The organism is Puniceibacterium confluentis (assembly GCF_007923445.1).
Classification (GTDB): domain Bacteria; phylum Pseudomonadota; class Alphaproteobacteria; order Rhodobacterales; family Rhodobacteraceae; genus Puniceibacterium; species Puniceibacterium confluentis.
Window position 1 is genome coordinate 69,692 of the sequence record NZ_VOJI01000011.1, and the last position, 24,592, is coordinate 94,283.

Annotated in this window: 21 protein-coding genes; 17 read left to right on the forward strand and 4 right to left on the reverse strand. The window is 64.9% G+C overall.

Annotation, left to right across the window (positions count from 1 at the left end):
* Window positions 1–31 precede the first annotated feature (31 nt).
* On the forward strand, window positions 32–1,372 hold the full coding sequence (locus tag FOY53_RS13685) for an 8-oxoguanine deaminase (protein ID WP_146589762.1): 1,341 nt from the start codon (window positions 32–34) through the stop codon (window positions 1,370–1,372).
* A 56-nt stretch (window positions 1,373–1,428) separates the two neighbouring features.
* Here FOY53_RS13685 and guaD read toward each other — a convergent pair whose 3' ends face one another.
* The gene (gene guaD / locus FOY53_RS13690; RefSeq protein WP_146589764.1) at window positions 1,429–2,724 is read right to left on the reverse strand and encodes a guanine deaminase; all 1,296 of its coding nucleotides are present in this window, start codon (window positions 2,722–2,724) and stop codon (window positions 1,429–1,431) included.
* 136 nt (window positions 2,725–2,860) lie between these two features.
* On the opposite strand from guaD, the gene mgtE reads away from it, so the two are divergent.
* The 5 genes from mgtE (at window position 2,861) to FOY53_RS13715 (ending at window position 8,500) form a co-directional block, all read left to right on the forward strand.
* Complete coding sequence (gene mgtE / locus FOY53_RS13695) at window positions 2,861–4,252, forward strand: magnesium transporter (protein ID WP_146589766.1); 1,392 nt, start codon at window positions 2,861–2,863, stop codon at window positions 4,250–4,252.
* Window positions 4,249–4,827 (forward strand): 5-formyltetrahydrofolate cyclo-ligase, encoded by a 579-nt coding sequence (locus FOY53_RS13700; RefSeq protein WP_246107400.1) that lies wholly within the window; start codon window positions 4,249–4,251, stop codon window positions 4,825–4,827. The genes mgtE and FOY53_RS13700 overlap by 4 nt, the downstream gene beginning before the upstream one ends.
* Before the next feature lie 122 nt (window positions 4,828–4,949).
* Entirely contained in the window at window positions 4,950–5,762 is an 813-nt protein-coding gene (locus FOY53_RS13705) for a TIGR00282 family metallophosphoesterase (RefSeq protein ID WP_146589768.1), read from the forward strand.
* Window positions 5,759–6,685, forward strand: a complete 927-nt coding sequence (locus tag FOY53_RS13710; protein ID WP_146589770.1) for a DMT family transporter — start codon at window positions 5,759–5,761, stop codon at window positions 6,683–6,685. The genes FOY53_RS13705 and FOY53_RS13710 overlap by 4 nt, the downstream gene beginning before the upstream one ends.
* Before the next feature lie 21 nt (window positions 6,686–6,706).
* Window positions 6,707–8,500: an SLC13 family permease gene (locus FOY53_RS13715; protein WP_146589772.1), complete on the forward strand. Its 1,794-nt coding sequence runs from the start codon at window positions 6,707–6,709 to the stop codon at window positions 8,498–8,500.
* On the opposite strand, the gene FOY53_RS13720 is transcribed toward FOY53_RS13715, so the two are convergent.
* Window positions 8,491–9,225 carry a glutamine amidotransferase gene (locus FOY53_RS13720; protein WP_146589774.1) on the reverse strand — a complete coding sequence of 245 codons (735 nt, stop codon included), beginning with the start codon at window positions 9,223–9,225 and terminating at the stop codon, window positions 8,491–8,493. The genes FOY53_RS13715 and FOY53_RS13720 overlap by 10 nt on opposite strands.
* 117 nt (window positions 9,226–9,342) lie before the next feature.
* Between FOY53_RS13720 and FOY53_RS13725 the strand changes: the two genes are divergently transcribed.
* The 11 genes from FOY53_RS13725 (at window position 9,343) to FOY53_RS13775 (ending at window position 19,400) form a co-directional block, all read left to right on the forward strand.
* Window positions 9,343–10,083: a YebC/PmpR family DNA-binding transcriptional regulator gene (locus tag FOY53_RS13725; protein ID WP_146589776.1), complete on the forward strand. Its 741-nt coding sequence runs from the start codon at window positions 9,343–9,345 to the stop codon at window positions 10,081–10,083.
* A gap of 72 nt (window positions 10,084–10,155) precedes the next feature.
* The gene (locus FOY53_RS13730; protein ID WP_146589778.1) at window positions 10,156–10,749 is read left to right on the forward strand and encodes a LysE/ArgO family amino acid transporter; all 594 of its coding nucleotides are present in this window, start codon (window positions 10,156–10,158) and stop codon (window positions 10,747–10,749) included.
* A gap of 117 nt (window positions 10,750–10,866) precedes the next feature.
* A complete protein-coding gene (locus FOY53_RS13735) occupies window positions 10,867–11,796 on the forward strand; it encodes a DMT family transporter (RefSeq protein ID WP_281289568.1) in 930 nt (309 codons plus the stop codon).
* A 106-nt stretch (window positions 11,797–11,902) separates the two neighbouring features.
* Complete coding sequence (locus tag FOY53_RS13740) at window positions 11,903–12,112, forward strand: hypothetical protein (protein WP_342784264.1); 210 nt, start codon at window positions 11,903–11,905, stop codon at window positions 12,110–12,112.
* A gap of 159 nt (window positions 12,113–12,271) precedes the next feature.
* Window positions 12,272–12,847, forward strand: coding sequence for a choline-binding transcriptional repressor BetI (betI, locus tag FOY53_RS13745; protein WP_146589780.1), 576 nt, complete (start codon window positions 12,272–12,274; stop codon window positions 12,845–12,847).
* Window positions 12,844–14,349 carry a choline-sulfatase gene (gene betC, locus FOY53_RS13750; protein WP_281289569.1) on the forward strand — a complete coding sequence of 502 codons (1,506 nt, stop codon included), beginning with the start codon at window positions 12,844–12,846 and terminating at the stop codon, window positions 14,347–14,349. Before betI ends, betC begins: the two co-directional genes overlap by 4 nt.
* Before the next feature lie 55 nt (window positions 14,350–14,404).
* Window positions 14,405–15,862, forward strand: coding sequence for a betaine-aldehyde dehydrogenase (gene betB, locus FOY53_RS13755; RefSeq protein ID WP_146589782.1), 1,458 nt, complete (start codon window positions 14,405–14,407; stop codon window positions 15,860–15,862).
* Complete coding sequence (locus tag FOY53_RS13760) at window positions 15,859–16,122, forward strand: DUF6552 family protein (RefSeq protein WP_246107401.1); 264 nt, start codon at window positions 15,859–15,861, stop codon at window positions 16,120–16,122. Before betB ends, FOY53_RS13760 begins: the two co-directional genes overlap by 4 nt.
* Before the next feature lies 1 nt (window position 16,123).
* Window positions 16,124–17,782 (forward strand): choline dehydrogenase, encoded by a 1,659-nt coding sequence (betA, locus tag FOY53_RS13765; RefSeq protein ID WP_146589784.1) that lies wholly within the window; start codon window positions 16,124–16,126, stop codon window positions 17,780–17,782.
* 102 nt (window positions 17,783–17,884) lie between these two features.
* The gene (locus FOY53_RS13770) at window positions 17,885–18,490 is read left to right on the forward strand and encodes a thermonuclease family protein (protein WP_439332542.1); all 606 of its coding nucleotides are present in this window, start codon (window positions 17,885–17,887) and stop codon (window positions 18,488–18,490) included.
* Window positions 18,491–18,629: 139 nt separating this feature from the next.
* Window positions 18,630–19,400, forward strand: a complete 771-nt coding sequence (locus tag FOY53_RS13775) for a hydroxypyruvate isomerase family protein (RefSeq protein ID WP_146589788.1) — start codon at window positions 18,630–18,632, stop codon at window positions 19,398–19,400.
* A 3-nt stretch (window positions 19,401–19,403) separates the two neighbouring features.
* Here the strand turns inward: FOY53_RS13775 and FOY53_RS13780 are convergent, their stop codons facing one another.
* Both FOY53_RS13780 and FOY53_RS23145 read right to left on the reverse strand, forming a co-directional pair.
* Window positions 19,404–21,281, reverse strand: a complete 1,878-nt coding sequence (locus FOY53_RS13780; RefSeq protein WP_146589790.1) for a cation:proton antiporter domain-containing protein — start codon at window positions 21,279–21,281, stop codon at window positions 19,404–19,406.
* Between the two features lie 216 nt (window positions 21,282–21,497).
* The gene (locus FOY53_RS23145; RefSeq protein WP_222435259.1) at window positions 21,498–24,539 is read right to left on the reverse strand and encodes a hypothetical protein; all 3,042 of its coding nucleotides are present in this window, start codon (window positions 24,537–24,539) and stop codon (window positions 21,498–21,500) included.
* Between the last annotated feature and the right edge of the window lie 53 nt (window positions 24,540–24,592).

Genomic DNA, 24,592 nt, shown 5'->3' on the forward strand with positions numbered 1-24,592 from the left:
AAGGGCGCAAGCTAATGTGTGGAGACCGCTTATGCCCGATATCCTGATCCGGAATGCGCGCAAGATCCTGACGATGGACGATGCGCGAAGTGAACTCGAAAACTGCGACATCCTGCTGCGCGACGGAGTGATCGCTGCCGTCGGAACTGGACTGGGCGGCGCGGCCGAGGTGATCGACGCGGCGTCCTGCCTCGTGACGCCGGGGTTGGTGAACACGCACCACCATCTCTATCAGAGCCTGACCCGGGCCGTCCCCGGGGCGCAGAATGCGCTTTTGTTCGGCTGGCTGAGGACGCTGTACCCGATCTGGGCCCGGTTCGGCCCCGAGGAGATGCGCGTCTCGGCTCTGACCGGGTTGGCCGAGCTGGCGCTGTCGGGGTGCAGCCTGAGTTCGGACCATCTGTATCTGTTCCCCAACGGCGCGCGACTGGAGGATACGATCGACGCGGCCATGGAAATCGGGCTGCGATTTCACCCGACACGCGGTGCGATGAGCATCGGTGCATCGGCGGGCGGCCTGCCGCCGGATGTCCTGGTCGAGCCGGAAAAGGTGATCTTGGAGGATTGTATCCGGGTGATCGACGCCTTTCATGACCCCCGTCCCGGTGCAATGGTGCGGGTGGGGGTGGCGCCGTGTTCGCCATTTTCGGTCAGTCGCGACCTGATGCGCGAAGCGGCCTTGCTGGCGCGGGACAAAGGCGTGCGCCTGCACACGCACCTGGCGGAAAACGACGAGGATGTGGCCTATTCCCTGGCACAGTTCGGCTGCCGCCCCGGTCAGTATGCCGAGGATCTGGGCTGGACCGGGGACGACGTCTGGCATGCGCATTGTGTAAAGCTCGACGCGCAAGAGATTGATCTCTTTGTAAGAAGCCGCACCGGCGTCGCACATTGCCCCTGTTCCAACTGCCGCCTCGGCAGCGGTATTGCACCGCTGCGCCAGATGCGGGACGCCGGGGTGCGGGTCGGGCTGGGCGTTGACGGGTCGGCCAGCAACGACAGCGGGTCACTTGTCAGCGAGGCGCGGCAGGCGCTTTTGCTGCAACGTGTGGCGCGCGGGGCGGATGCCATGTCGGCACACGAGGCGCTTTGGATCGCGACGCGTGGCGGTGCAGAGGTGCTGGGCCGCGAGGACTGCGGCCAGATCACCGTCGGCAAACGCGCGGATCTGGCCCTGTGGGATCTGGCGACAATCGAAGCCGCCGGGTCGTGGGATGCCGGAGCGCTGCTGCTTGCCGGTCCATCCAGGGTCCGCCACCTGATCGTCGAGGGTCGCCAGATCGTGCGTGACGGTCAGTTGGTTACGGTTGATCCAGAGGGGATCATCGCACATCAGAACAGGCTGGCGCAGCGCTTGGCCGCGCGGCTGTAATTCGCGAAAATAAGACCTGATAACAGGCGTATGTGCGGGGAGCTTCATCTGTCACCTCAGGAACGGGGCATCGCTTGTCCTGCGATCCAGACCGCCTTTATCGCGCGGTCGTCCCCCATCATGATTGTCGGAAACAGTGCCTCCCAGAGGTCTTCGGCGCGGGCTGCGCGCTGGGCGATGGCGGGTGTCGACGCCAGATCGAGGGCGATGATGTCGGCCTCTTTTCCCGGAGCGAGCGTGCCGACATGCCGGTCGATCCCCAACGCCTGCGCCGAACCTGCGGTGGCCAGCCAGATCAGTTGCGACGGGTGCAGCGCAGTGCCGCGCAGCTGGGCAATCTCGTAGGCGGCGGCCATGGTGCGCAGCATCGAAAACGAAGACCCGCCGCCGGTGTCGGTTGCCAGCCCGACCCGCAGGCCGCGCGCAACCAGCCCGGCCATGTCGAACAGCCCCGAGCCGATAAAGGTGTTGGAGGTCGGGCAGTGGACCAGCGCCGCACCCACCTCGGCCAGCCGGTCCTTTTCGCGCGGCTCGAGATGGATGGCGTGCCCATAAAGCCCGCCCGCGCCCAGCAGGCCGTGCATCTCGTAGGTGTCCAGATAGTCGCGTGCCGTCGGATAGAGCGCCTTCACCCAGGCAATCTCGTCCGTCTGCTCGGACAGGTGGGTCTGCATCAACAGATCGGGGTGCTCGGCCCAGAGCGTGCCGAGGGCCGCGAGTTGCCCGGGTGTGGAGGTGGGCGAAAACCGGGGGGTGATGACGTAGGACAGCCGGTCCTTGCCATGCCAACGCGCGATCAGGGACTTGCTGTCGTCATAGGCCGATTGTGCCGTGTCACGCAGGCCTTCGGGCGCATTCCGGTCCATGCAGGTCTTGCCTGCAAGCAACCGCTGACCACGTGCCTGGGCGGCGCCCATCAGGGCATCGACGCTGGTCGGGTGAATGGTGCAATAGCTGCAGATCGTGGTGGTGCCGTTGGACGCCGTCAGGTCCAGATAGCGCGCGGCAATTTCGGCGGCATAGTCCGGGTCCTCGAACCGCATCTCTTCCGGAAACGTATAGGTGTTCAGCCAGTCGATCAGCCGCTTGCCCCAACTCGCGATCATCGCGGTCTGCGGATAATGGGCATGGGCGTCAATGAAGCCGGCACAGAGCAGGGCGGCGCCCTGGTCGTCGATACGTGCCTGCGGATTCCTGGCGCGCAGTGTGGCACCGTCGCCGGTGTCCACGATCCTGCCGTCGCGTATCAGAATGCCACCGTGCGTCCTGTGCGTTGCCGCCGCCGGGCCGGAGTCGAAGGGCGAACCGTCAAAGGACAGGGTCTGTCCCAAAAGCAGGGTGTCGTGCGACATGGAAGACCTCTGTCGTTGCGGAATTGCCATGCTAATCGCGCCGCTGACAAAGGTAAATCGCGCCACGGGCCTGTTTCTTGACAAAGCGATCTTCTATGGTCCGGCAGAACAGGGTTGTGGCAGGCAAGGGGCAGAAATGAGCGAAGAGACTGAGGTTGTAACCCCCGAAGCCGAGCGTGATGACGACGCATACACGCTGGAGCGCAAGGCGGTCGCGGCGATACTCTATGCGGTTGATATCAACGACCGCGACAAGCTGATCGAGCTGATGGACCCGCTGCACCCGGCGGACATCGCCGACATGCTCGAGCAGATCAACGCCTTTGACCGGATGCGTCTGATCAAGCTCTACGACAAGGAATTTGACGGCGAGATCCTGACCGAACTCGACGAATCGATCCGCGAAGAGGTGATCGGCCTGCTCACGCCGCAGGTCCTGGCCGATGCCGTGCGCGAGATGGACAGCGACGACGTGGTCGACCTGCTGGAAGACCTGGAACAGCCGCAGCAGGATGCCATCCTCGAGGCGCTGGAAGACAGCGACCGGGTCGCGGTGCAGCAGTCGATGACCTATCCGGAGTATTCCGCCGGTCGTCTGATGCAGCGCGAGGTGGTGATGGCGCCCGAGCACTGGAATGTCGGTGAGGCCATTGATTTCCTGCGTGACTCCGACGATCTGCCAGACCATTTCTATCACATCGTTCTGGTCGATCCGCGGCTGCGCCCGGTCGGCAATGTCGCTTTGGGCAAGCTGATGGCGGCGCGGCGCGAGGTGATGCTGAGTTCGATTGTCGAAGAAACGTTCCATGTCATCCCGGTGACGCGTTATGACGGCGATGTCGCCTATGCGTTCAACCAGTACCACCTTATCTCGGCTCCGGTGGTCGACGAGAACGAGCGCCTGATCGGTGTGATCACCATCGACGATGCGATGGCGGTTCTGGACGAGGAACACGAAGAGGACATCCTGCGCCTCGCCGGTGTTGGCGAAAGCTCGCTGTCGGATTCGGTGATCGAAACCACGAAACAGCGTTTTCCCTGGCTGGCGGTGAACCTGGTGACGGCGGTATTGGCCTCGCTGGTCATTGCGCAGTTCGAGGATGCGATCGCGACGGTTGTGGCGCTGGCGGTGCTGATGCCGATTGTGGCCTCGATGGGCGGCAACGCCGGGACCCAGTCGCTGACCGTCGCGGTGCGGGCTCTGGCGACCAAGGACCTCACCGGGGCCAACGTCTGGCGGGTCATCCGCCGCGAAATCATGGTCGGTCTCATCAACGGCGTGGCCTTTGCGGTGGTGATGGGCATCGTGGGCATCGTCTGGTTCGGCTCTCCGGCGCTGGGATACGTGATCGCCGCCGCGATGGTGATCAACATGGTGGTTGCGGGGCTGGCCGGGACGGTGATTCCGGTGGTGCTGGAAAAGGTCGGGGTCGATCCGGCGCTGGCCTCCGGGGCGTTTGTGACAACCGTGACGGATGTGGTCGGGTTCTTTGCCTTTCTCGGGCTGGCCGTGGTGGTGCTGCTGTGACCGGCGCCGCACCGGATCTGGAGGCGCGGAAGGCCGCGGCGCGACAGGCGGCGTTTGTCCGGCGCAAGGCGGCGCATGCCGCAGACAGCGGGAACAGTTCCTCGGCATTGTCTGCGGTGCTTGCCGGATACCGGGGGGTGCCGGTTTCAGGCTTTCTGCCGATCCGGACCGAGATCGACCCGCGTCCGGCAATGGCAGAGGCGGCGGCCCATGGGCCGGTGGCCGTGCCTGTCATCCTTGGCGCAGGACAGCCGCTGAAGTTTTCCCTGTGGGAGCCGGGCTGTGTCCTGCGCGACGGACCCTTCGGCGCGATGGTGCCCGAGGTCGACAGGTTCATTGATCCCGAGATCCTGATCGTGCCGCTGGTGGCCTTTACCCGGACGGGTGACCGGCTGGGCTACGGCGGCGGATTCTATGACCGCACCCTGCAGATGCTGCGCGCCCTGCGCCCGACGCTTGCCATCGGGTTCGCCTATGCCGCGCAGGAGGCCGACAGCCTGCCGCTGGAAGCGACCGACCAGCCCCTGGATCTGATCGTGACGGAAAACGAGGTGATCACGCCGGCCCGGAGCTGACTTGCCTCTGCCCGGAAACTTCCGCCGCCGGGGTGGCTGGCCTGCCGTCGGCGCGGATGCCGAGGGCAAAACGGCACAAAAACCCCTTTGCTTTCCGGTCGGCGAAGACTACCCATCGCGGCATGAGAACGCTTTTTCTGGGTGATGTGATGGGCCGCGCCGGGCGCGCCGCCGTCAGGGACAATCTTCCGCGGCTGCGCGCCGAATGGAAGTTGGATTTTGTTGTGGTCAACGGCGAGAATGCCTCGTCAGGGGCAGGGCTGACCGGTGAGCACGCCAAGGTGCTGCTGGAGGCCGGCGCCGATTGCGTGACCCTGGGTGATCACGCTTTTGACCAGAAGGACATGCTGAGCTTTATCGAGAGCGATCAGCGCGTCATCCGCCCCCTCAACTTTGCCAAGCAGGCGCCGGGACGCGGGCACCGGCTGTTTTCAGACGCCCGCGGCCGCAAGATTCTGGTGGTGCAGGTTCTGGGGCAGGTGTTCATGAAGCGCGCCTTTGACGACCCGTTCTCTGCAGTCGATGCGGTGCTGCGGGCCCATCCCCTGGGCGGGCAGGCTCAGATGATCCTGGTTGATGTGCATTGCGAAGCGACCAGTGAAAAGATGGGCATGGGCCACTTTTGTGATGGCCGGGCCAGCCTGGTTGTCGGCACCCATACCCACGTGCCCACGGCGGATGCGCAGATCCTGCCAGGCGGCACGGCGTTTCTGTCCGATGCCGGCATGTGCGGCGATTACAATTCCGTCATCGGCATGGACAAGGCGGAACCGATGCGCCGCTTTGTCACCGGCATGGGCAAGACCCGGTTCCAGCCGGCGCTGGGCGACGCGACGCTGAGTGGGGTGTTCGTGGAAACGGATGATCGCACCGGCAAGGCCACCCGGATCTGCATGGTGCGTCAGGGCGGACGGCTGGAACAGGCCGGTCCGTGACACGACTGTGGCTGCCTTTGGCGGCCCTTGTGGTGGTCGGGGCGCTGTGGGGCGGCACCCAGCCGCTGGGCAAGGTCGCGGTCAGCGAAGGTTACCGTCACTTTGGCCTGCTCTTCTGGCAGACACTGATCGGCACGCTGGTGCTGGGGCTGATCTGCACGCTGCGCGGTCGTCGCCTGCCGATGGGCGGGCCGTATCTGCGCCGGTATCTGGCTCTGGCGCTGGTGGGGACGGTCTTGCCGGGCATTGCCAGTTATTCGGCGGCGGCGCATCTGCCCGCGGGTGTGCTGTCGATCCTGCTGAGTTCGGTGCCGCTGCTGGCGTTTCCGATGGCCCTGGCGCTGGGCAATGAGCAGTTTCGCGCGACCCGCCTGATCGGGCTGGGTTTTGGTCTGGCGGGGGTGGCCCTGCTGGTCCTGCCGGACAGCAGCCTGCCGGATCCGGCTCAGTCGGTCTGGATCCCCGTGGCGCTGATCTCGTCGGCGTTTTATGCGTTCGAGAGCAACCTTGTCGCCCGCTGGGGCACTCTTGATCTCGGGCCGTTTCAGGTGCTTTGGGGGGCCTCGGCCGTGGCGATGTGCCTGACCCTGCCCGCCGCGCTGATCACCGGGCAGTTCATTGACCCGCGCGGCGTCTGGGGCCCGCCGGATTATGCGCTGGTGGCCGCGTCTCTGCTGCATGCAGGGGCCTATTCGGGATATGTCTGGCTGGTTGGCATGTCGGGCGCGGTGTTTGCGGTGCAGGTGAGCTACTTCGTCACGCTGTTCGGCGTGGTCTGGGCGATGCTGTTCCTGAATGAGAGCTATTCGTCCTATATCTGGGCAGCTCTGGCACTGATGCTGGCAGGGCTCGCTCTGGTGCAGCCACGCCCGCGCGCACCGCTTGTACATGCTGGAACGCTGCGTCAGAATGCTGACGTCTAAGGGACGGGGAAGTCAGACAACATGGAATTTTTCGATCTGAGCCAAAGTGCGCAGGCGTTCATCACGATTGCCGTGGTGGCGGGCATGTTCGTGCTGTTCGTGCGCGAAGCCTTCCCGACCGAAGTGGTGGCGATCGGTGGCACGGCGCTTCTGCTGGCTCTGGGGGTCCTGTCATATGACGACGCGCTCAAAGTGCTGTCGAACCCGGCACCCTGGACCATCGCGGCAATGTTCATCGTCATGGGGGCGCTGGTGCGCACCGGGGCGCTGGACGCCTTTACCACCGTGGCACAGGCCGAGGTCCAGAAGCGTCCCCGGGTCGCAATGATGGGAATTTTCGCCTTTGTGCTGGTGGCCTCGGCGTTCCTGAACAACACACCGGTGGTGGTCGTGATGCTGCCGATCTTCGTGCAGCTGTCCAAGGTCCTTGGGGTGGCTCCTTCCAAGCTGCTGATCCCGCTCAGCTATGCGGCGATCCTCGGGGGCACGACCACGCTGATCGGCACCTCGACCAACCTGCTGGTGGATGGTGTGGCCCGCACCCAGGGGCTTGAACCCTTCACGATCTTCGAGGTCACGCCGCTGGCGCTGATCCTTGTTGTCGGCGGCATGGGGTATCTGGCGGTTGCGGGGCGGTTCCTGCTGCCGGACCGGACCAGCATGGCCGGGATGCTGTCGGACCGCAGCCGGATGAAATTCTTTACCGAAGCCGTGATTCCGCCGGACAGCAACCTTGTCGGCCGCGAGGTGTTGACGGTGCAGCTTTTCAAACGCGAGGGCGTGCGGCTGATCGACGTGATCCGGGGCGACGAATCGCTGCGCCGCGATCTGGCGGCGGTGACGCTTCAGGTCGGTGACCGGGTGGTATTGCGCACGCAGATGACCGAACTGCTGAGCCTGCAAAGCAATCCGCAGCTCAAGCGGGTGGACCAGGTCTCGGCGGTGGAAACCTCGACCGTCGAAGTGCTGATCACGCCGGGTTGCAAGATGGTTGGGCGGTCACTGGGCGCGCTGCGCCTGCGCCGCCGGTTCGGGGTCTATCCGCTGGCCGTTCACCGGCGCAACCAGAACATCGGACGGCAACTGGATGAACTGGTGGTGCGGGTCGGGGATACGCTGCTGCTGGAGGGGGCGCCTGCGGACATCAAGCGGCTGGCCGAGGAAATGGCGCTGGTCGATGTCTCGCAACCCTCGGCGCGGGCCTACCGGCGCGGCCATGCGCCCATCGCCATCGGCGCGCTGATCGGAATCGTTGCGCTGTCGACCTTCAACGTGGCACCGATTCTCGCGCTGGCGGTGATCGCCGTGGCCGTGGTGCTGCTGACCGGCTGCATCGACGCGGACGAGGCGTTTTCCTATGTCGAAGGCCAGCTGCTGGCGCTGATTTTTGCGATGCTGGCGATTGGCGCGGCCCTGGATTCGTCGGGGGCTGTCGGGCTGATCGTCAGCGGGGTTGCCCCGTATCTGGCGGAACTGCCGCATGTGCTGGTGGTGGCTGCGGTGTTCATGCTGACCTCGACCCTGACGGAAATGGTCAGCAACAACGCCGTCGCGGTGGTGGTGACACCGATTGCCATCGCCCTGGGCACTGCGCTTGGCATCGATCCGCGGCCGCTGGTCATCGCGGTGATGGTCGCGGCCTCGTGCAGCTTTGCGACGCCGATCGGCTATCAGACCAACACCATGGTCTACGGTCCGGGGGGCTACCGGTTCAGCGATTTCCTGCGCGTCGGGATCCCGATGAACATCGTGATCGGAGTGCTGGCCTCGGTCGCCATCCCGATGCTCTGGCCGCTGGAGCTGGCTCAGCCGTAACGGCGAAAGAAGTTTTGCAGGATGCGTTCCGGAACGGTGACGTCGCTGGCGTAACACATTTCGATCAGCGCGCCGGCCGTCTCCGGCGGGAAATACCCGCGATGGCGGTAGATGCGGACCCGTTCGGCAAAGACATCCGGGTCGGCTTCGGGATGAAACTGCGTCGCGTAGACGTTTGTTTTGTAACGGATCATCTGGAAGGGGCAGGGGTCGGACTGGAGCAGGTGGACGCAGCCCGGCGGCAGGGCCTGCACCGCTTCCTTGTGTCCGACAAATGCGTCGAACCGGTCAGGCAGTCCGGCCAGCAGCGGATCGTCGAGCCCCTCGGCCGTGATCTGGCAGGCGACGGCACTGGCGTTTTCGCCAAACCGCGCCTTGCTGACTTCGGCGCCCAGATGATGGGCGAGGATGCCGATGCCGTAACAACAGCCCAGGAAGGGGATGTCCTGCGCGGTGATCTGCGGCATCAGTGACAGGATCTGCGCCTCGGCCCGGGCTTCGGCCGGATCCTTGCCCTCGGGATCGTCGCTGACGCAGCCCGGGCCGCCGCCGACAATCACTCCGGCATAATCCGCGAGGTCGAGATCGCCCGGCAGGTCCTGACTTTCCAGCCGCAGGCGGCGGGCGCGCGACGCCTGCAGATCGCCCTTGGCCAGAAAGGCGGCGAACTCGGCATCCGAGGCATCCGCTTCGGGGCGCAGCTGGAGGATCAGGAACGGGCGCATCCCGACCGCCTTAGCGCAAATCGTCGCTGCGGACCAGTGTGGACGGGCTTGCTAGTGCCACATGCTCTGCCCTATAAGGCCGGGCGAAATTCAGGCATTCTTCAAGGGGGCATGACCATGGCGGGGCATTCCAAATGGGCGAACATCCAGCACCGCAAGGGGCGTCAGGACGCCGTGCGGGCCAAGTTGTTCTCGAAACTCTCGAAAGAGATCACCGTGGCGGCCAAGATGGGCGACCCCGACCCGGAAAAGAACCCGCGTCTGCGGCTGGCGGTGAAAGAGGCCAAGTCGGTCTCGGTTCCCAAGGATGTCATCGACCGCGCGATCAAGAAAGCCATCGGCGGCGATGCCGAGAACTATGACGAGATCCGCTACGAGGGCTATGGCCCCAACGGCGTGGCGGTGATCGTCGAGGCGATGACCGACAACCGCAACCGCACCGCCAGCAACGTGCGCTCGACCTTTACCAAGAACGGCGGCAACCTCGGCGAAACCGGCTCGGTCGCCTTCATGTTCGAGCGCAAGGGCGAGATCACCTACCCGGCAAGCGTCGGAGACGGCGACACGGTGATGATGGCGGCCATCGAAGCCGGGGCCGAAGACGTGGAGACCTCGGAGGAGGGCCACGTCATCTGGTGCGCGGACACCAACCTGAACGAGGTCGCCACAGCTCTGGAAACGGCGCTCGGAGAGTCGGAGTCGACCAAGCTCGTCTGGAAACCTGGCACCACCACCGAGCTGGATCTGGACGGGATGCAGACGTTGATGAAGCTGGTCGAGGCGCTGGAAGACGACGACGACGTGCAGCGCGTCACCACCAATTTCGAGGCCAGCGACGAGGTCATGGCACAGCTTTGACGCAGCACTCCGCGCGTTCGGGCCACCCGGGGTTTTCTTGACGCAGCGCCGGGCGCAATGACAGGGGCATACATGCAGGCAGCACTGGCGGGATTCGGACTGGGGCTGAGCCTGATTCTGGCGATCGGAGCGCAGAATGCGTTTGTGTTGCGGCAGGGACTGGTGCAACGCCATGTGTTCGCCGTCTGCCTGACCTGCGCGGTGTCGGATGCGTTGCTGATCATCGCCGGGGTTGCGGGCTTCGGGGCGCTGACCCGGGCGGTGCCCTGGCTGGAAATGGCGATGCGGCTGGGCGGTGCGGCGTTTCTGTTGTGGTACGGCGCGCTGAGCCTGCTGCGGTCCTGGCGCGGCGGCGACACGTTGAAGGCGGGGGCCGAGCAGCAAAGCCTGACAGCGGCGCTGCTGACCTGTCTGGCCCTGACCTGGCTGAACCCGCATGTCTATCTGGACACTCTGGTGCTGCTGGGCGCGGTATCGGCAAAGTACGACGCAAAGCTGGGGTTTGCCCTTGGTGCCGTCACTGCCTCCTTTGTGTTTTTCTTCACGCTTGGCTATGGCGCGCGGCTGCTGGCCCCGGTGCTGGCACGTCCCGGCGCCTGGCGGACGGTGGATGCGCTGATTGGTGTTCTGATGTGGACCATCGCAGCGACGCTGCTGCAAAGCTGACCAGCCGGGGCCGGTCGCACGAACCGTGTGCTTTTGCGCTCCTGCCGATTTCTGCTTGCATCCCGAGGGCCGGACCGGCACGGCTGCAGCACGTGGATTATAACGGCAAGGCGCGGTATGGCATCCTCTTCCATCGAAATGAAACACGTGGCGCGGGGCGATCAGCCGCTTGTCGGAATCCTGTGGATGGTGGTGACAGGACTTTGCTTTGTCCTGGTGACGGCGCTGGTCAAGACGCTGGGGCAGCGGGTCCCGGCGGCGGAAAGCGCGTTTCTGCGTTATCTCATGGGGCTGGTGTTCCTGGTCCCGGTCTGGCGTCAGTTGGCCGCCGTGCGCCTGAGCAGGCGCCAGTGGTCGATGTTCGGACTGCGCGGGCTGGTCCATGCGCTGGGGGTGCTGTTGTGGTTTTACGCCATGTCCCGGCTGCCGCTGGCCGAAGTGACGGCGATGAACTATCTCACGCCGGTCGGCGTGACCCTGCTGGCGGTGCTGGTCCTGGGCGAGCGGTTGGCGATGCGGCGGATCCTGGCGATCTGTGCGGCGCTGGCGGGGGCGTTTCTGATCCTGCGGCCGGGATTCCGCGATCTGGACCCCGGCCATTTTGCCATGCTGGGGACGGCCCTGCTGTATTCCGGCTCCTATCTGTCGGCAAAGATCCTGTCGGACGAGGTGTCGGCGGTGGTCGTGGTGGCGCTGCTTTCGGTCACGGTGACCGTCTGCCTTGCCCCCTTTGCCTATGCGCAGTGGGTTCCGCTCAGCCTGGCCGACCTCGGGGTGCTGTTCGGCGTGGCCTGTTTCGCGACCGCCGGCCATTACGCGATGACGCTGGCCTTTGCGGCGGCCCCGATGACAGTGACGCAGCCGGTGACGTTCCTGCAACTGGTCTGGTCGGTGCTGCTGGGCGCCACTCTGTTCGACGAGGCGCCGGACCCCTGGGTGATCACCGGCGGCTGTGTGATTCTCTCGGCGGTCAGCTTCATCACCTGGCGCGAGGCGCGGCTCAAGCGGCGCCCCATCACCCCGCCGTTTCCTGCGACAAAGGTCTAGGCCCGCATTGATTGTTGCCGGTTGCGATAAAATGTCCCGGCCTGCGCGCAATCTGGCCTTATTTGTCTGGCAGCTTTCCATCACGGCCCGAAAACGGGACGCTTTGATGGAGAGTATCATGTTTGCCAACAACACCCTGACCGAAAGCTTTGACGATATCCGTGCCTTTCTGCTGGACGAGCGCCGCAAGGTTCTGTCTGACGCCGAATGGCGGTTCCGGATGCGTGGCTACGGCTACAACCTGCGCGCGACCGAAAAGGGCATCGAGATCGCCCGTCTGCCGCAGAACCACGTTGTTGGCATTCTCGAACCCTGAACGGTTCCGAATCTCCCTCTGCACCGCAATCCCATCTCGGCCTGCGGCCTCCGACACGGCGCCCGGAACCGGGAAAATGACGGTGGGTTCTTTGGCTGGAGATTGATTGACTGATCAGTTATGTACCGTCATTCTGGCTCTCGTTAACGGAGAATCACGATGACCAAATCCGGAATTGAGCCTCAGCGCCGCGCGGCGCTGGTTCAGGCCACGATCACCGAAATCGGTCAGGCCGGGTCGCTGGATGTGACCGTCAGCCAGATTGCACAGCGCGCCGGCATGTCAAGCGCGCTCGCACATCACTACTTTGGCGGCAAGGCGCAGATATTCCTGGCAGCCATGCGGCAGATCCTGTCGGATTATTCCGCCGAGGTGCGCGTTGCGCTGCGCGGGGCCGAAGATCCCGAAGACCGGCTGAACGCCATCATCGCGGCGAACTTTGCATCCAGCTGTTTTGATCCGGCGGTCATTTCGGCCTGGCTCAATTTCTACGTGCTGGCGCAGCGCGATGCAGATGCGGCGCGGTTGCTGCGAGTCTACCGGCTGCGGTTGCAGTCCAACCTGACCCATGCGCTGCGGGTGCATGTGCGCAATCCCGAACCGCTGGCCGAGGCGCTGGGCGCGATGATTGACGGCATCTACCTGCGCGCGGCGCTGCAGGGTGTCGGGTTCGAGAAGGATGCCGAGGCGCGGGTCATGGACTGCGCCGATGCGCTGATCCGGGGGCAGAAGTGAGGGACAACATCCTGATCCTCATGGTTGATCAGCTGAACGGCACGCTGTTTCCCGACGGCCCCGCCGATTGGCTGCATGCCCCCAACCTCAAGGCGCTGGCCGCGCGGTCGACCCGGTTTGCCAACGCCTATACCGCGTCGCCCCTGTGCGCACCCGGACGGGCGGCGTTCATGTCCGGGCAACTGCCAAGCGCGACGGGTGTCTATGACAACGCCGCGGAATTCGCGTCTTCGATTCCGACCTACGCCCACCATCTGCGCCGTGCCGGCTACCAGACCGCCTTGTCCGGCAAGATGCATTTCGTCGGCCCCGACCAGCTGCATGGATTTGAGCAGCGCCTGACCACCGACATCTATCCGGCGGATTTCGGCTGGACTCCGGATTACCGCAAGCCCGGTGAACGCATCGACTGGTGGTATCACAACATGGGTTCGGTCACCGGTGCCGGTGTGGCCGAGACCAGCAACCAGATGGAATATGACGACGAGGTCGCGTTTCTGGCGCAACAGAAACTCTATGACCTGGCGCGCGGCGGCGATGCGCGGCCCTGGTGTCTGACGGTCAGTTTCACCCATCCGCATGACCCCTACGTGGCGCGGCGCAAATACTGGGACCGTTATGAGGATTGCGCGCATCTGCTGCCCGATGTCGCGGCGATGGACTACGGCGATCACGACCCCCACGCGCAGCGGATCTTTGATGCCAACGACTGGCGGTCCTACGACATCACGCAGGACCATATCCGCCGCGCGCGCCGCGCCTATTTCGCCAATATCTCTTACCTTGATGACAAGATCGGCGAGATCCTGTCGGTGTTGGAAATGACCCGTCAGGAGGCAACGATCCTGTTCGTGAGCGATCACGGCGACATGCTGGGCGAACGCGGCCTGTGGTACAAGATGTCCTTCTACGAGGGATCGGCGCGGGTGCCGCTGATGATCGCCGCGCCGCAGATGGCTCCGGGGCGGGTCGATACCCCGGTGAGCAACATCGACGTCTGTCCGACCCTGTGTGACCTTGCGGGCGTCAGCATGGACGAGGTGATGCCCTGGACCACCGGCGAATCCCTTGTGCCGTTGGGGCAGGGTGGCGTGCGCGTCAGCCCGGTGGCAATGGAATATGCGGCCGAGGCATCCTATGCGCCGATGATCGCGCTGCGGCAGGGGCGTTGGAAATACACCAATTGCGCGCTGGACCCCGAACAGCTGTTTGATCTGGACGCCGATCCGCATGAGCTGACCAACCTTGCGAAAGTTCCGGCACAGGCCAAGGTGCTCGAGGCATTCCGCATCATGGCGGCCGAACGCTGGGATCTCGAGGAATTTGACAGTGACGTGCGCGAAAGCCAGGCGCGGCGCTGGGTGGTCTACGAGGCGCTGCGGCAGGGCGGGTATTATCCCTGGGATTACCAGCCGCTGCAAAAGGCGTCCGAGCGCTACATGCGCAACCACATGGATCTGAACGATCTGGAAGGGGCCAAGCGGTTCCCCCGCGGCGAATAGGCCCCCGGCCCATCCCCTTCCTTTCCCTGAAAAACAAACTCCGACCGGAGACGCCATGACCTATCCAACCCAACCCGAGGCCAGCCATTTCATTGACGGGGTCTATGTCGAGGACACGGATGGCGCGCTGATCGACGTGATCTACCCGGCAACGGGCGAGGTCATCGCGCAGGTGCATGCAGCGACACCCGCGGTGATCGAACAGGCGATCACGGCTGGCCTGCGCGGGCAGAAGGTCTGGGCCGCGATGACGGGCCGCGACCGGGGCCGGGTGCTGACGAAGGCGGCGATGCTGTTGCGTGAACGCAATCACGACCTGTCGGTGCTCGAGACGATGGACACCGGCAAGCCTTATCAGGAGACTTCGGTGGCGGATGCCACCAGCGGCGCCGATGCGCTGGAGTATTTTGGCGGATTGGCGGCGTCGCTGACCGGCGAGCACATCCAGCTGGGCGAAGACTGGGTCTACACCCGGCGCGAGCCGCTCGGGCTGTGCGTCGGGATCGGGGCGTGGAACTACCCGACCCAGATTGCCTGCTGGAAGGGGGCACCGGCCCTGGCCTGCGGCAATGCGATGATCTTCAAGCCGTCCGAGACGACGCCGCTGTCGGCCCTGAAGGTGGCAGAGATCCTGCACGAGGCCGGGGTGCCTGCGGGTGTCTACAACGTGGTGCAGGGCATGGGAGAGGTCGGTGGCGCGTTGGTCGGTGATCCGCGTGTTGCCAAGGTGTCGCTGACCGGGTCGGTGCCGACGGGGCGCAAGGTCTATGCGGCGGCGGCGGCCGGGCTCAAACATGTCACCATGGAACTGGGCGGCAAGTCGCCTCTGGTGATCTTTGACGATGCCGACCTCGAGGATGCCGTGAGCGGTGCGATCATGGCGAATTTCTATTCCTCCGGTCAGGTCTGTTCCAACGGCACCCGGGTGTTTGTCCAGAAGGGGCTGCGCGAACGTTTCGTGGCGCGGCTGGCAGAGCGGGTCGGCACGGCGGTTCTGGGCGATCCGCTGGACCCGGAAACAAGCTTTGGCCCGCTGGTGAGCGCGCGCCAGCTGGAGATCGTGCAGGGCTATATCGCCAAGGGAGTCGCAGAGGGCGCGAGGCTGGTCTGCGGCGGCGAACGGCTGGACCGGCCGGGATACTGGCTGACGCCGGTGATTTTCGACGGTGTGAGCGATGACATGACGATTGCGCGGGAAGAGATCTTTGGTCCGGTGCTGTCGGTGCTGGAGTTCGAGTCCGAGGACGAGGTCATCACCCGGGCCAACGACACCGAATTCGGGTTGTCGGCGGGGGTGTTCACCAATGACCTGCGACGCGCGCACCGGGTGATCGCTCAGTTGGACGCCGGGACCTGCTTTATCAACTCGTACAACGACGCACCGGTCGAGGCGCCCTTCGGGGGCATGAAAAGCTCCGGAGTCGGGCGCGAGAATTCCAGGGCGGCGATCGAACACTATTCGCAACTCAAGACGGTCTATGTCCGGATGGGAAAGATGGAGGCTCCGTTTTGACTACCGAAGATCCGTTGCTGCCCGCGCCACCCGCCCGGCTTCCGATGAAGCCGGTGGACATCGTCAAATGGATTGCCACCGTGGTCCAGCTGGTCGGCTACGGGCTGACCGGTCTGAACCTGGTCCCGTGGAACGTCTTTGCCTTTTTCATCGGCATCTTCCTGTGGTTTGCCGTGGGTGTGATGTGGAAGGACAGGGCGATCATGGTGGTCCATCTCGGGGCTTTCCTCTCACTGTTCATTGGATATCTGAGTGCCTGACATGTCTGGAGACACCGCAAGGGAAGCGGATTATGTGATCGTCGGGGCCGGGTCCGCGGGATGTGCGGTGGCCTACAGGCTGGCCGAAGCCGGCAAATCGGTGATCGTCATCGAGCATGGCGGATCGGACGCGGGGCCGTTCATCAACATGCCCGGCGCGCTGAGTTATCCGATGAACATGAAGCTGTACGACTGGGGATACCAAAGCGAGCCCGAACCGCATCTGGGTGGCCGCCGTCTGGTCTGTCCGCGCGGCAAGGTGCTGGGCGGATCGTCCAGCATCAACGGCATGGTCTATGTGCGTGGCCACGCGATGGATTTTGACCATTGGCGCGACATGGGCGCCGAGGGCTGGGGCTTTGCCGATGTGCTGCCCTACTTCCGGCGGATGGAGCACTGGCACGGCGGTCGTTCCGACTGGCGCGGCAGCGATGGCCCCCTGCATGTGTCGCGCGGCAAGCGTGACAATCCGCTGGTACAGGCCTTTGTCGAGGCCGGGGTCCAGGCCGGATACGAGGCCACAGAGGATTACAACGGCGCCCAGCAGGAAGGCTTTGGCGCGATGGATGCGACCATCCACAAGGGGGAACGCTGGTCCGCCGCCAAGGCCTATCTGCGCCCGGCGCAGAAGCGCGGTGCCAGGGTGGTGCGGGCGCTGGCGCAAAAGGTGGTGATACGCGATGGCCGGGCCGTCGGGGTCGAGGTGAAGCGCGGTGGCCGCACCGAAGTGATCCGGGCTCGCGTGGAAGTGGTGCTGGCGGCCTCGTCGCTGAACTCTCCCAAACTGCTGATGCTGTCGGGTATCGGGCCGGGGGCGCACCTGCGCGAGCACGGCATCGAGGTGATCGCCGACCGGCCGGGGGTCGGGCAGAACCTGCAGGATCACCTGGAACTCTACATCCAGATGCAGGCGACCCAGCCGGTGTCGTTGTTCAAGTACTGGAACCTGCCGGGCAAGGCATACGTCGGTGCGCGCTGGCTGCTGCGCCGCGATGGTCCGGGGGCGTCGAACCAGTTTGAATCCGCCGCTTTCATCCGCTCGGCGGCGGGGGTGCCCTATCCCGACATCCAGTACCATTTCCTGCCGCTTGCGGTGCGCTACGACGGCAAGGCCGCAGCAGAGGGCCACGGCTTTCAGGCGCATGTCGGCCCGATGCGCTCCAAGTCGCGCGGCACCGTCACGCTGCGCTCGGCGGACCCGGCAGAAGCGCCGGTGATCCGGTTCAACTACATGAGCCATCCCGAGGACTGGGACGAATTCCGCACCTGCATCCGCCTGACGCGCGAGATCTTTGGCCAGCAGGCCTTTGCGCCCTATGCGGGGCGGGAGATCCAGCCCGGCGCCGGGGTGCAGTCTGACGCCGAGCTTGATGCCTTTGTCCGCGAGCACGCCGAAAGCGCCTATCATCCCTGCGGCACCTGCCGGATGGGGGCGGCTGACGATCCCGGGGCTGTGGTTGACCCACAGGGCCGGGTGATCGGCGTCGACAGCCTCAGGGTGGCGGATTCCTCGGTGTTTCCCCGGATCACCAATGGCAACCTGAATGCGCCGTCGATCATGGTGGGCGAAAAGATGGCGGATCACCTGTTGGCCAGGACATTGCCCAGTGCCAATGACGCGCCCTGGATCAGCCCGCGCTGGGAAACCGAGCAGCGTTAAGCCTGACGACAATGCGGGATTGATCTCGGCGGGTGCTCCTCCGATATTAACCGGATGTTAAGGATTTGTTCCGTATTCGTTCTGTGTGCGCTGGCGCTGCCGGTGTCGGCTGCGCCAGAGGGGCGCCTGCACGTGGTCGACGGCGATACCTTTGATGTCGGTGCGGTGCGGGTGCGGCTGCATGCGGTGGATGCCCCCGAGGCACAGCAGATGTGCGGCGGGCCGGGGGCCCCGACCTGGGCCTGCGGCGCCTGGGTCAGCGGTGAGGTCCGGGCGCGGTACGAAGGCCGGTGGGCGGTCTGCACCCAGACGGACACCGACCGTTATGGCCGGATCGTCGCCCGGTGCCTGATCGCGGGGCAGGACATGGGCGCGGCCCTGGTCTCGGACGGGCTGGCCTTTGCCTACAGGCAGTATGGCTGGGATTACGATCTGGAGGAAAAGGCCGCAGTTGTGGCTGGCCGCGGGCTGCACGGGTCGGGGGTTCAGTCCCCGGCCGAATATCGCAAGGCCGCGCGCCCCAGGCCGCAGAGTCCGGCGGTGGCTGGCTGTGCGATCAAGGGCAATCTGTCGAAACGGGGCGCGATCTACCATCTGCCGGGACAAGCGTTCTACGACGGGACGCGGATTGATCCCTCTCGCGGCGAACGCTGGTTCTGCAGCGAAGCCGAGGCAATCGCGGCAGGCTGGCGCCGGGCACAGCGCTGACAGGAAAATGTCTGGTGGCCAATCGGTTGCGGACGTTTTATGAGCTGACATCCTGTCGCGCTGCCGGATCTGCAACTGCATACGCTCGCCACTGCGGCACCGCCGGGTGCACGTCGGAATCGAAAAGGGAATGAGCTTGATGAAGTTTTCGGCCAACCTCGGGTTCCTGTGGCGGGATCGACCGTTGCCCGCAGCCATCCGCGCCGCCAAAGCCGCCGGGTTCGATGCCGTCGAATGCCACGGGCCGTATGACGTTCCGGTCGCCCAGATGAACCAGGCGCTGCGCGATACCGGGCTGTCCATGCTGAGCCTGAACACACGGCGCGGCAACCCGGTCTCGGGCGACAACGGTCTGTCCGCGCTTCCCGGGCGCGAGGCCGAGGCCCGGTCTGCCATCGACGAGGCGATCCGTTACGCCGTGGCCATCGGGGCATCCAGGGTCCATGTCATGGCGGGAATTGCCAGCGGAGCTTCGGCGCATCAGAGCTTTGTCGCCAATCTGACCTATGCCTGCGCGCAGGCGTTGCCGCACGGCATCTCGATCCTGATCGAGCCGCTGAACATATATGATGCGCCGGGCTATTTCCTGAACACAACCGATCAGGCAATCGCGGTGATCGACGCGGTCGGCGCCGCAAATCTGTTCCTGATGTTCGACTGCTACCACGTACAGCTGATGGAAGGCGATCTGACAAACCGCCTTACATCCCTGCTGCCCCGGATCGGCCACATCCAGTTTGCCTCGGTTCCCGATCGCGGTGCACCCGACCAGGGCGAAGTGAACTACCGCCACATTTTCCGGACACTGCGCAACCTTGGATATACCGCGCCGCTGGGGGCGGAATACAGACCCGAGGGCGACACCGACAGCACCCTTGGTTGGATGCGGACGCTGCGCCCCGGGGCCTGATGCTCAGGCGGCGCTGCTCTTGTTGTCCAGAGTCGAGAGCAGGGCGGTCTCCAGCTCTTTTTCCAGTTCCTTGGCCCGGGCAATGTAGGCCTGGTTTTCAGAGGCGGGAATGTTCGGATCCCACAATCCCGCCAGTTCGCGCACCGTGTGACGGTCGTGGTGAAAGAAGGTCTCTTCCGCCGTTGCCGCCTCGTAATCGGTGAGCCCGATGTTTTCCAGCACATAGCGCCCGGCGCGCAGCGAAGAGTCAAAGGTCTCGCGCACGATGTCATCCGCCCCGGCCTGATACAGCGCATAGACATGCGTGCGGTCGCGCGCCCGGGCGACCACGTGCAGGTCCGGGCGCAGTCGCTTGGCAAAGGTCACAAGCTTGAGCACGGCGGCCGGATCGTCGAGCGCAGCCACCAGCACCCGCGCCTTGTCGATGCCGGCGGCATGCAGCAATTCCGGGCGGGTCGGATCACCGAAAAAGCCCTTGAAACCGAATTTGCGCATCAACTGGATGGTCTTGAGGTCGTGGTCGATCACCACGGTCTTGAATCCCGAGGACTGCACCATGCGGTTGACGATCTGACCGAAACGGCCGATGCCGGCGATGATAACCGGGCCCTCTTCGTCGATCTCGTCGTCGTCGGGGGTGTCATCCTTGTCGACAAGCCGTTTCGAGACAACATCATACAGGATGAACAGCAGCGGCGTGATCAGCATGGACAGCGCAACGACCAGCAACAGCCGCTCGCCCAGGACACCGGTCACAACGTTCTGCTGCACCGAAAAGGAGATCAGCACAAAGCCAAATTCGCCGGCCTGCGCCAGACTGAGGGTGAACAGCCACTTGTCGCGTCCCCGCATACCGAACAACAGGCTGAGACCGAACAGAACCGCGCCCTTGATCGCCATGATCCCCAGTGCCAGACCAAGAATGATGAAGGGTGCCGACAGGAAGGTCGCAAAGCTGATCCCCGCGCCCACGGTGATGAAGAACAGGCCCAGCAGCAGCCCCTTGAAGGGTTCGATGTCGGATTCAAGCTGGTGGCGGAATTCGCTGTTGGCCAGCACGACACCGGCCAGAAAGGTGCCCAGAGCGGGCGACAGGCCGACCATCAGCATCAGAAAGGCGATGCCGACGACAATCAGCAGGGCGACGGCGGTGAACATCTCTGGCAGGCGTGCAGCGTTGATGAAGCGGAACAGCGGCCCGGCGCCATAGATGCCGCCAAGGATGATGGCCGCCACCGCGCCCAGCGTCACCAGCGTGACGCCCCAGCCCGGCAGACCGTGCACCAGCGACATTGTGGTGCCATGCCCGTTGCCGCCTTCGCCGCTGACCACGCGCTGGATCGAACCGTCGAGCCCCAGCACCGGTTCGGTCACTCCGGCCAGCAACGGCAGCAGGATCAGCATGGGGATCACCGCGATGTCCTGTGTGAGCAGAACCGAGAATGCCGAGCGACCGCCACTGGTCTGCATCAGGTCCTTCTCGCTCAGGGTCTGCAGCACGATCGCGGTGGAGGAGAGCGCCATCAGCAGGCCGATCGCCAGCGCCGGAGCCCAGGCCAGACCGAGGATCATGCCCCCGGCCATGACGGCGATGGTGGTCAGCGTGATCTGCAATCCGCCCAGACCGACCAATCGGTGCCGCATGTCCCACAATGCCCGCGGTTCCAGTTCCAGACCGATCAGGAACAGCATCATCACCACGCCGAATTCCGCAAAATGCTGCAGATCGCTGGTTTCAGACGCCAGGCCGAATATCGGTCCGATGACGATCCCGGCCAGAAGGTATCCCAGCACGGACCCCAGACCCGACCGCGCGGCCAGCGGCACGGCGATCACCGCTGCCAGCAAATATACCGATGCCTGAAACAGGAACGATTCCATTCTACCCAGCCCCTCTTTGCATGTTTTCCCATGATGTGAGCGTCGGCAGCGTCAAGACAACCGCCGATACGGATATTTCAGTGAATTATCTGATATTTCGCGGTCCGGCGCAGATAGAGGGCCAGCATTTGGCCTGCAGACAGGCCGTCCGGCGCCTTGCGGCGCTGGGCAGTCCTGCGTTCCCGGCTGCCTACTGCGGCGGTCGGACCGCGGCGATCAGCCCTGTGGCATCTTCAGGGTGATGTTGCGACCGCTTTTGGTGTAGCGCAACTCGCTTTCGCCGATGGCGGCGACGCGCCCGCCGTCGATGCTGTCGCCGACCTTGACCTTCTGGTAGCGCCCGTTCGAGAGCCGCACCAGGGCGCGACGGCTGGACGGCTTGCCATAGACACCGATCAGGTTGACCTGACGCAGATTGATCGCATTGCGCACGGTGGCCTGTTTTGCCACCGAGGCGCCAGAGGGAACCGATGGTGACACGGTGCGCGGCGCGACGGCGGCGACCTGGACGGGTTGTGCCTGCTGTGCGGGTTGTTCGGCGGCAGGCGACGGCGCCGGTTTCGCCGCCTCGACGATCCGCTGGATGTCGCGGGGCCGGGGCAGGGGCTTGATCGACTGACCGATGGCCAGGTCGGTGGCGGTCGCGTCCTCCTCCTCTTCCGCTTCCTGCTTGGGCGCGTCAGGCCGAAGTTTCGGTCGCAGCGCCGCAAGTTCGGCGCGCGAGGCGCCGGACAGGCTGGCGCGTTCGTTGCGTTCAATCAGATCGCCGGGCCTGGATTTCGGTGTGAAACCCTGCAGACGGCTTTGCTCGTCGTCGGTTTGGACGCCGGTTTCGGACGACTGCGGCTGGTCGGGCTGTTCAGGTGCTTCCACGGCAGTGGGGCTGCGCTGGGGCGGCACCACCGGCGGCAGGCCGGCGTAGATCATGATGCCATCGGGGTTCAGCGCACCCTCGGGGGTCGCGCGCACGAAGCCGCGTCCGTCGAGGTCAAACACCACACTTGCGGGCAATGGCGGGCGCGGCGATTCAAAGGCCACATCCTGCCGCAGCGCCTGCGCTGTCGGCAGGGCTACGGCATCGAACTGTTTCACTGCCGGATCAATTGACGCGACATAGAGGTCCTCGACCTCGGTCTGCATCGGTTCCAGCGGCGATGTCGGCGCGCGCTGCCAGATGCCGGTTGCCGCATAGGTGGCGTCGGCTTCTTCCGCCGTCAGACTGCGGGCGCGTTCGGGGGTCTCTTCGGCACTCTCCGAGGCATCGGGAGGCTGATCGACCGGGAGTAACGCAAGTTCGGCGTCGCTTTCCGGTTCCGGTTCCAGTTCCGGTTCTGCTTCCAGTTCCGGTTCGGCGGAAGGTTCTGCGCGCGGTGCCGCTTGTGCCACTTCGATCCGCGGCGTGACATCAGGGCGAAAGAACCGCGCAAGCCCTTCGTCGAGAAAGACCGAGGCCCAGGCCGCAACTCCGGCCAGCAGAACCAGCAGGGCCGCCGTCAGTATCAGTCCCAGGAACCGCGGCTTGCCGCCAACAGGCGGGGTGGTCTGCCGCGCTCCGAAAACGGTCATGCGCTGGCGTTCGACCTCCTCGGCGCTCAGCGCCGCCGTGCTCCCGGGGGCCGAGGCCACGGCGTCGGCCATTCGCTTCGGTGTCATGGCTGCGCGGCCTGCAGGTGCTTGCGAGACCGCCGGGTTTGGCACGGATGCAGACTTGGCCTGAGTGGCGGGCGCGCTGCCAGCGGCTGGTTGGGCCGGCGCGTCCGGGCGGGTCATCGACCGACGCGGCGGCGCGACAGTGGGCGCACGCCCTGCGTCGCGACGGCTGAAGAAGCCCTTGACCAGGGAGCCGGGTGTCGGCCTGGCAGCGTCATCCGACGGCAGATCCGCGTCCATCACCGAGGGGCGCGACAGGCTGGCAATCGGGGCCGCCGTTGCCGCATCCGGGACGGCCTGGGATGTTTTGGGTGTCACAGGCCGAGACGGCGGGACGCCCACGCTGGTCTCCGGAGCAGCGGACGCAGGCGCGGTATCACCGGCCGGGTCGGGCTTGTGCGGTGTGACGCGCGGCACGGAGGCCGCGGGGTCGCGCGGCGGCAACCCGACTGTCGGTGCCTGCCTCTGCTTTTCCTTGGGGGCGTTGCGGCTGGCGCGCAGGCTGACAAAGGCAGGCACGGCTTCGGGCTTGTCGCGGTTGGGGGCCAGACCCGGACCGACAGGCCGCCCGGCGTCCGGCTGTGGCACCTGGAGCGGTGCGGACCCCGATGCAGAAACCGCAGCTTCGGGGGGGCGAGCGTCGGTTTTTTCTGTAGGGTCGGCGGCCTCTGCACCAACTGGTTCGGCCGGGGGCTCGGACTCCGGCGCAGCAGGGCCCTCCGGCTCGGACTCCTCTGCCACAGGGCTGACTGGCTGGAGCGTTTCCGGCTCCCTGGTGGGCTCTGTCTGCTCTTCCTGGTCAGCGGGCACCCGGGTGTCAGTCTCCGCATCGCCGGAAGGCGCGGCCGGGGCGGGCGTCGCTTCTGCCGTATCCACCGGAGTTTGTGCATCTTCGAGGGCCGCCGCATTCAGGTTTGATGTTTCGGCCGGTGGTGTGTCGGGCGCAGCCGCTGACGGTGTGGCAGGCACGACCTCTGTGTCAACCGCAACCGGTATCACGGTCTCTGCTGGGGTCTCTTCGGCGGCATCGACCTCGGCGGCCTGCCGTGCGCCGTCCGGTTCGCCAGCCCCGGTCTCTGCATCGGGAACCGAAACGATGGTCATCGCGCCGGAATCGCGGGTCGGAACCGGACCCACCCAACCGGGGGTGCTGCCAAAGAACACCTCTCCCTGAAACGCGCCCGCGGGGGCCCGCGCCACATAGCTGACCGGATCAAAATAGTGTCCGCGCGCAAAGTTTTCCGCTTCGTCCAGCGTTTCGCGGGCAACGGCAGCCACGAGAATGGAATTGCCGACAGTGACGAAATCGTAGACCAGATCGGCCACCGCATAGGGGGTTGCCCCATCCAGCGCCCGACGGATGGCGGATTCAGGATCACCGGCAGGTTTTTCCAGCGACAGATACCGGATCTGTTCGTTCGGGATGTTCAGTTTGACCTGGCCCTGATTGGCGCCACGGGAATCCGCGATGGCCCGCAGGGATTTGAGCGCCCCGCGCAGATCTTCGGTATCGAGCGGGACTTCGCCAAGAACGGCCCAGCCGCCGGGCACGCGGCCCAGAAGCGAGATGCCTTCAAACGACAGGGAAAGTGCAAAATTCAGCTTCATGGACATGCATTTACCATTGATCCCGCCGTTGGGGGAGTCTGAGTTGGATCACG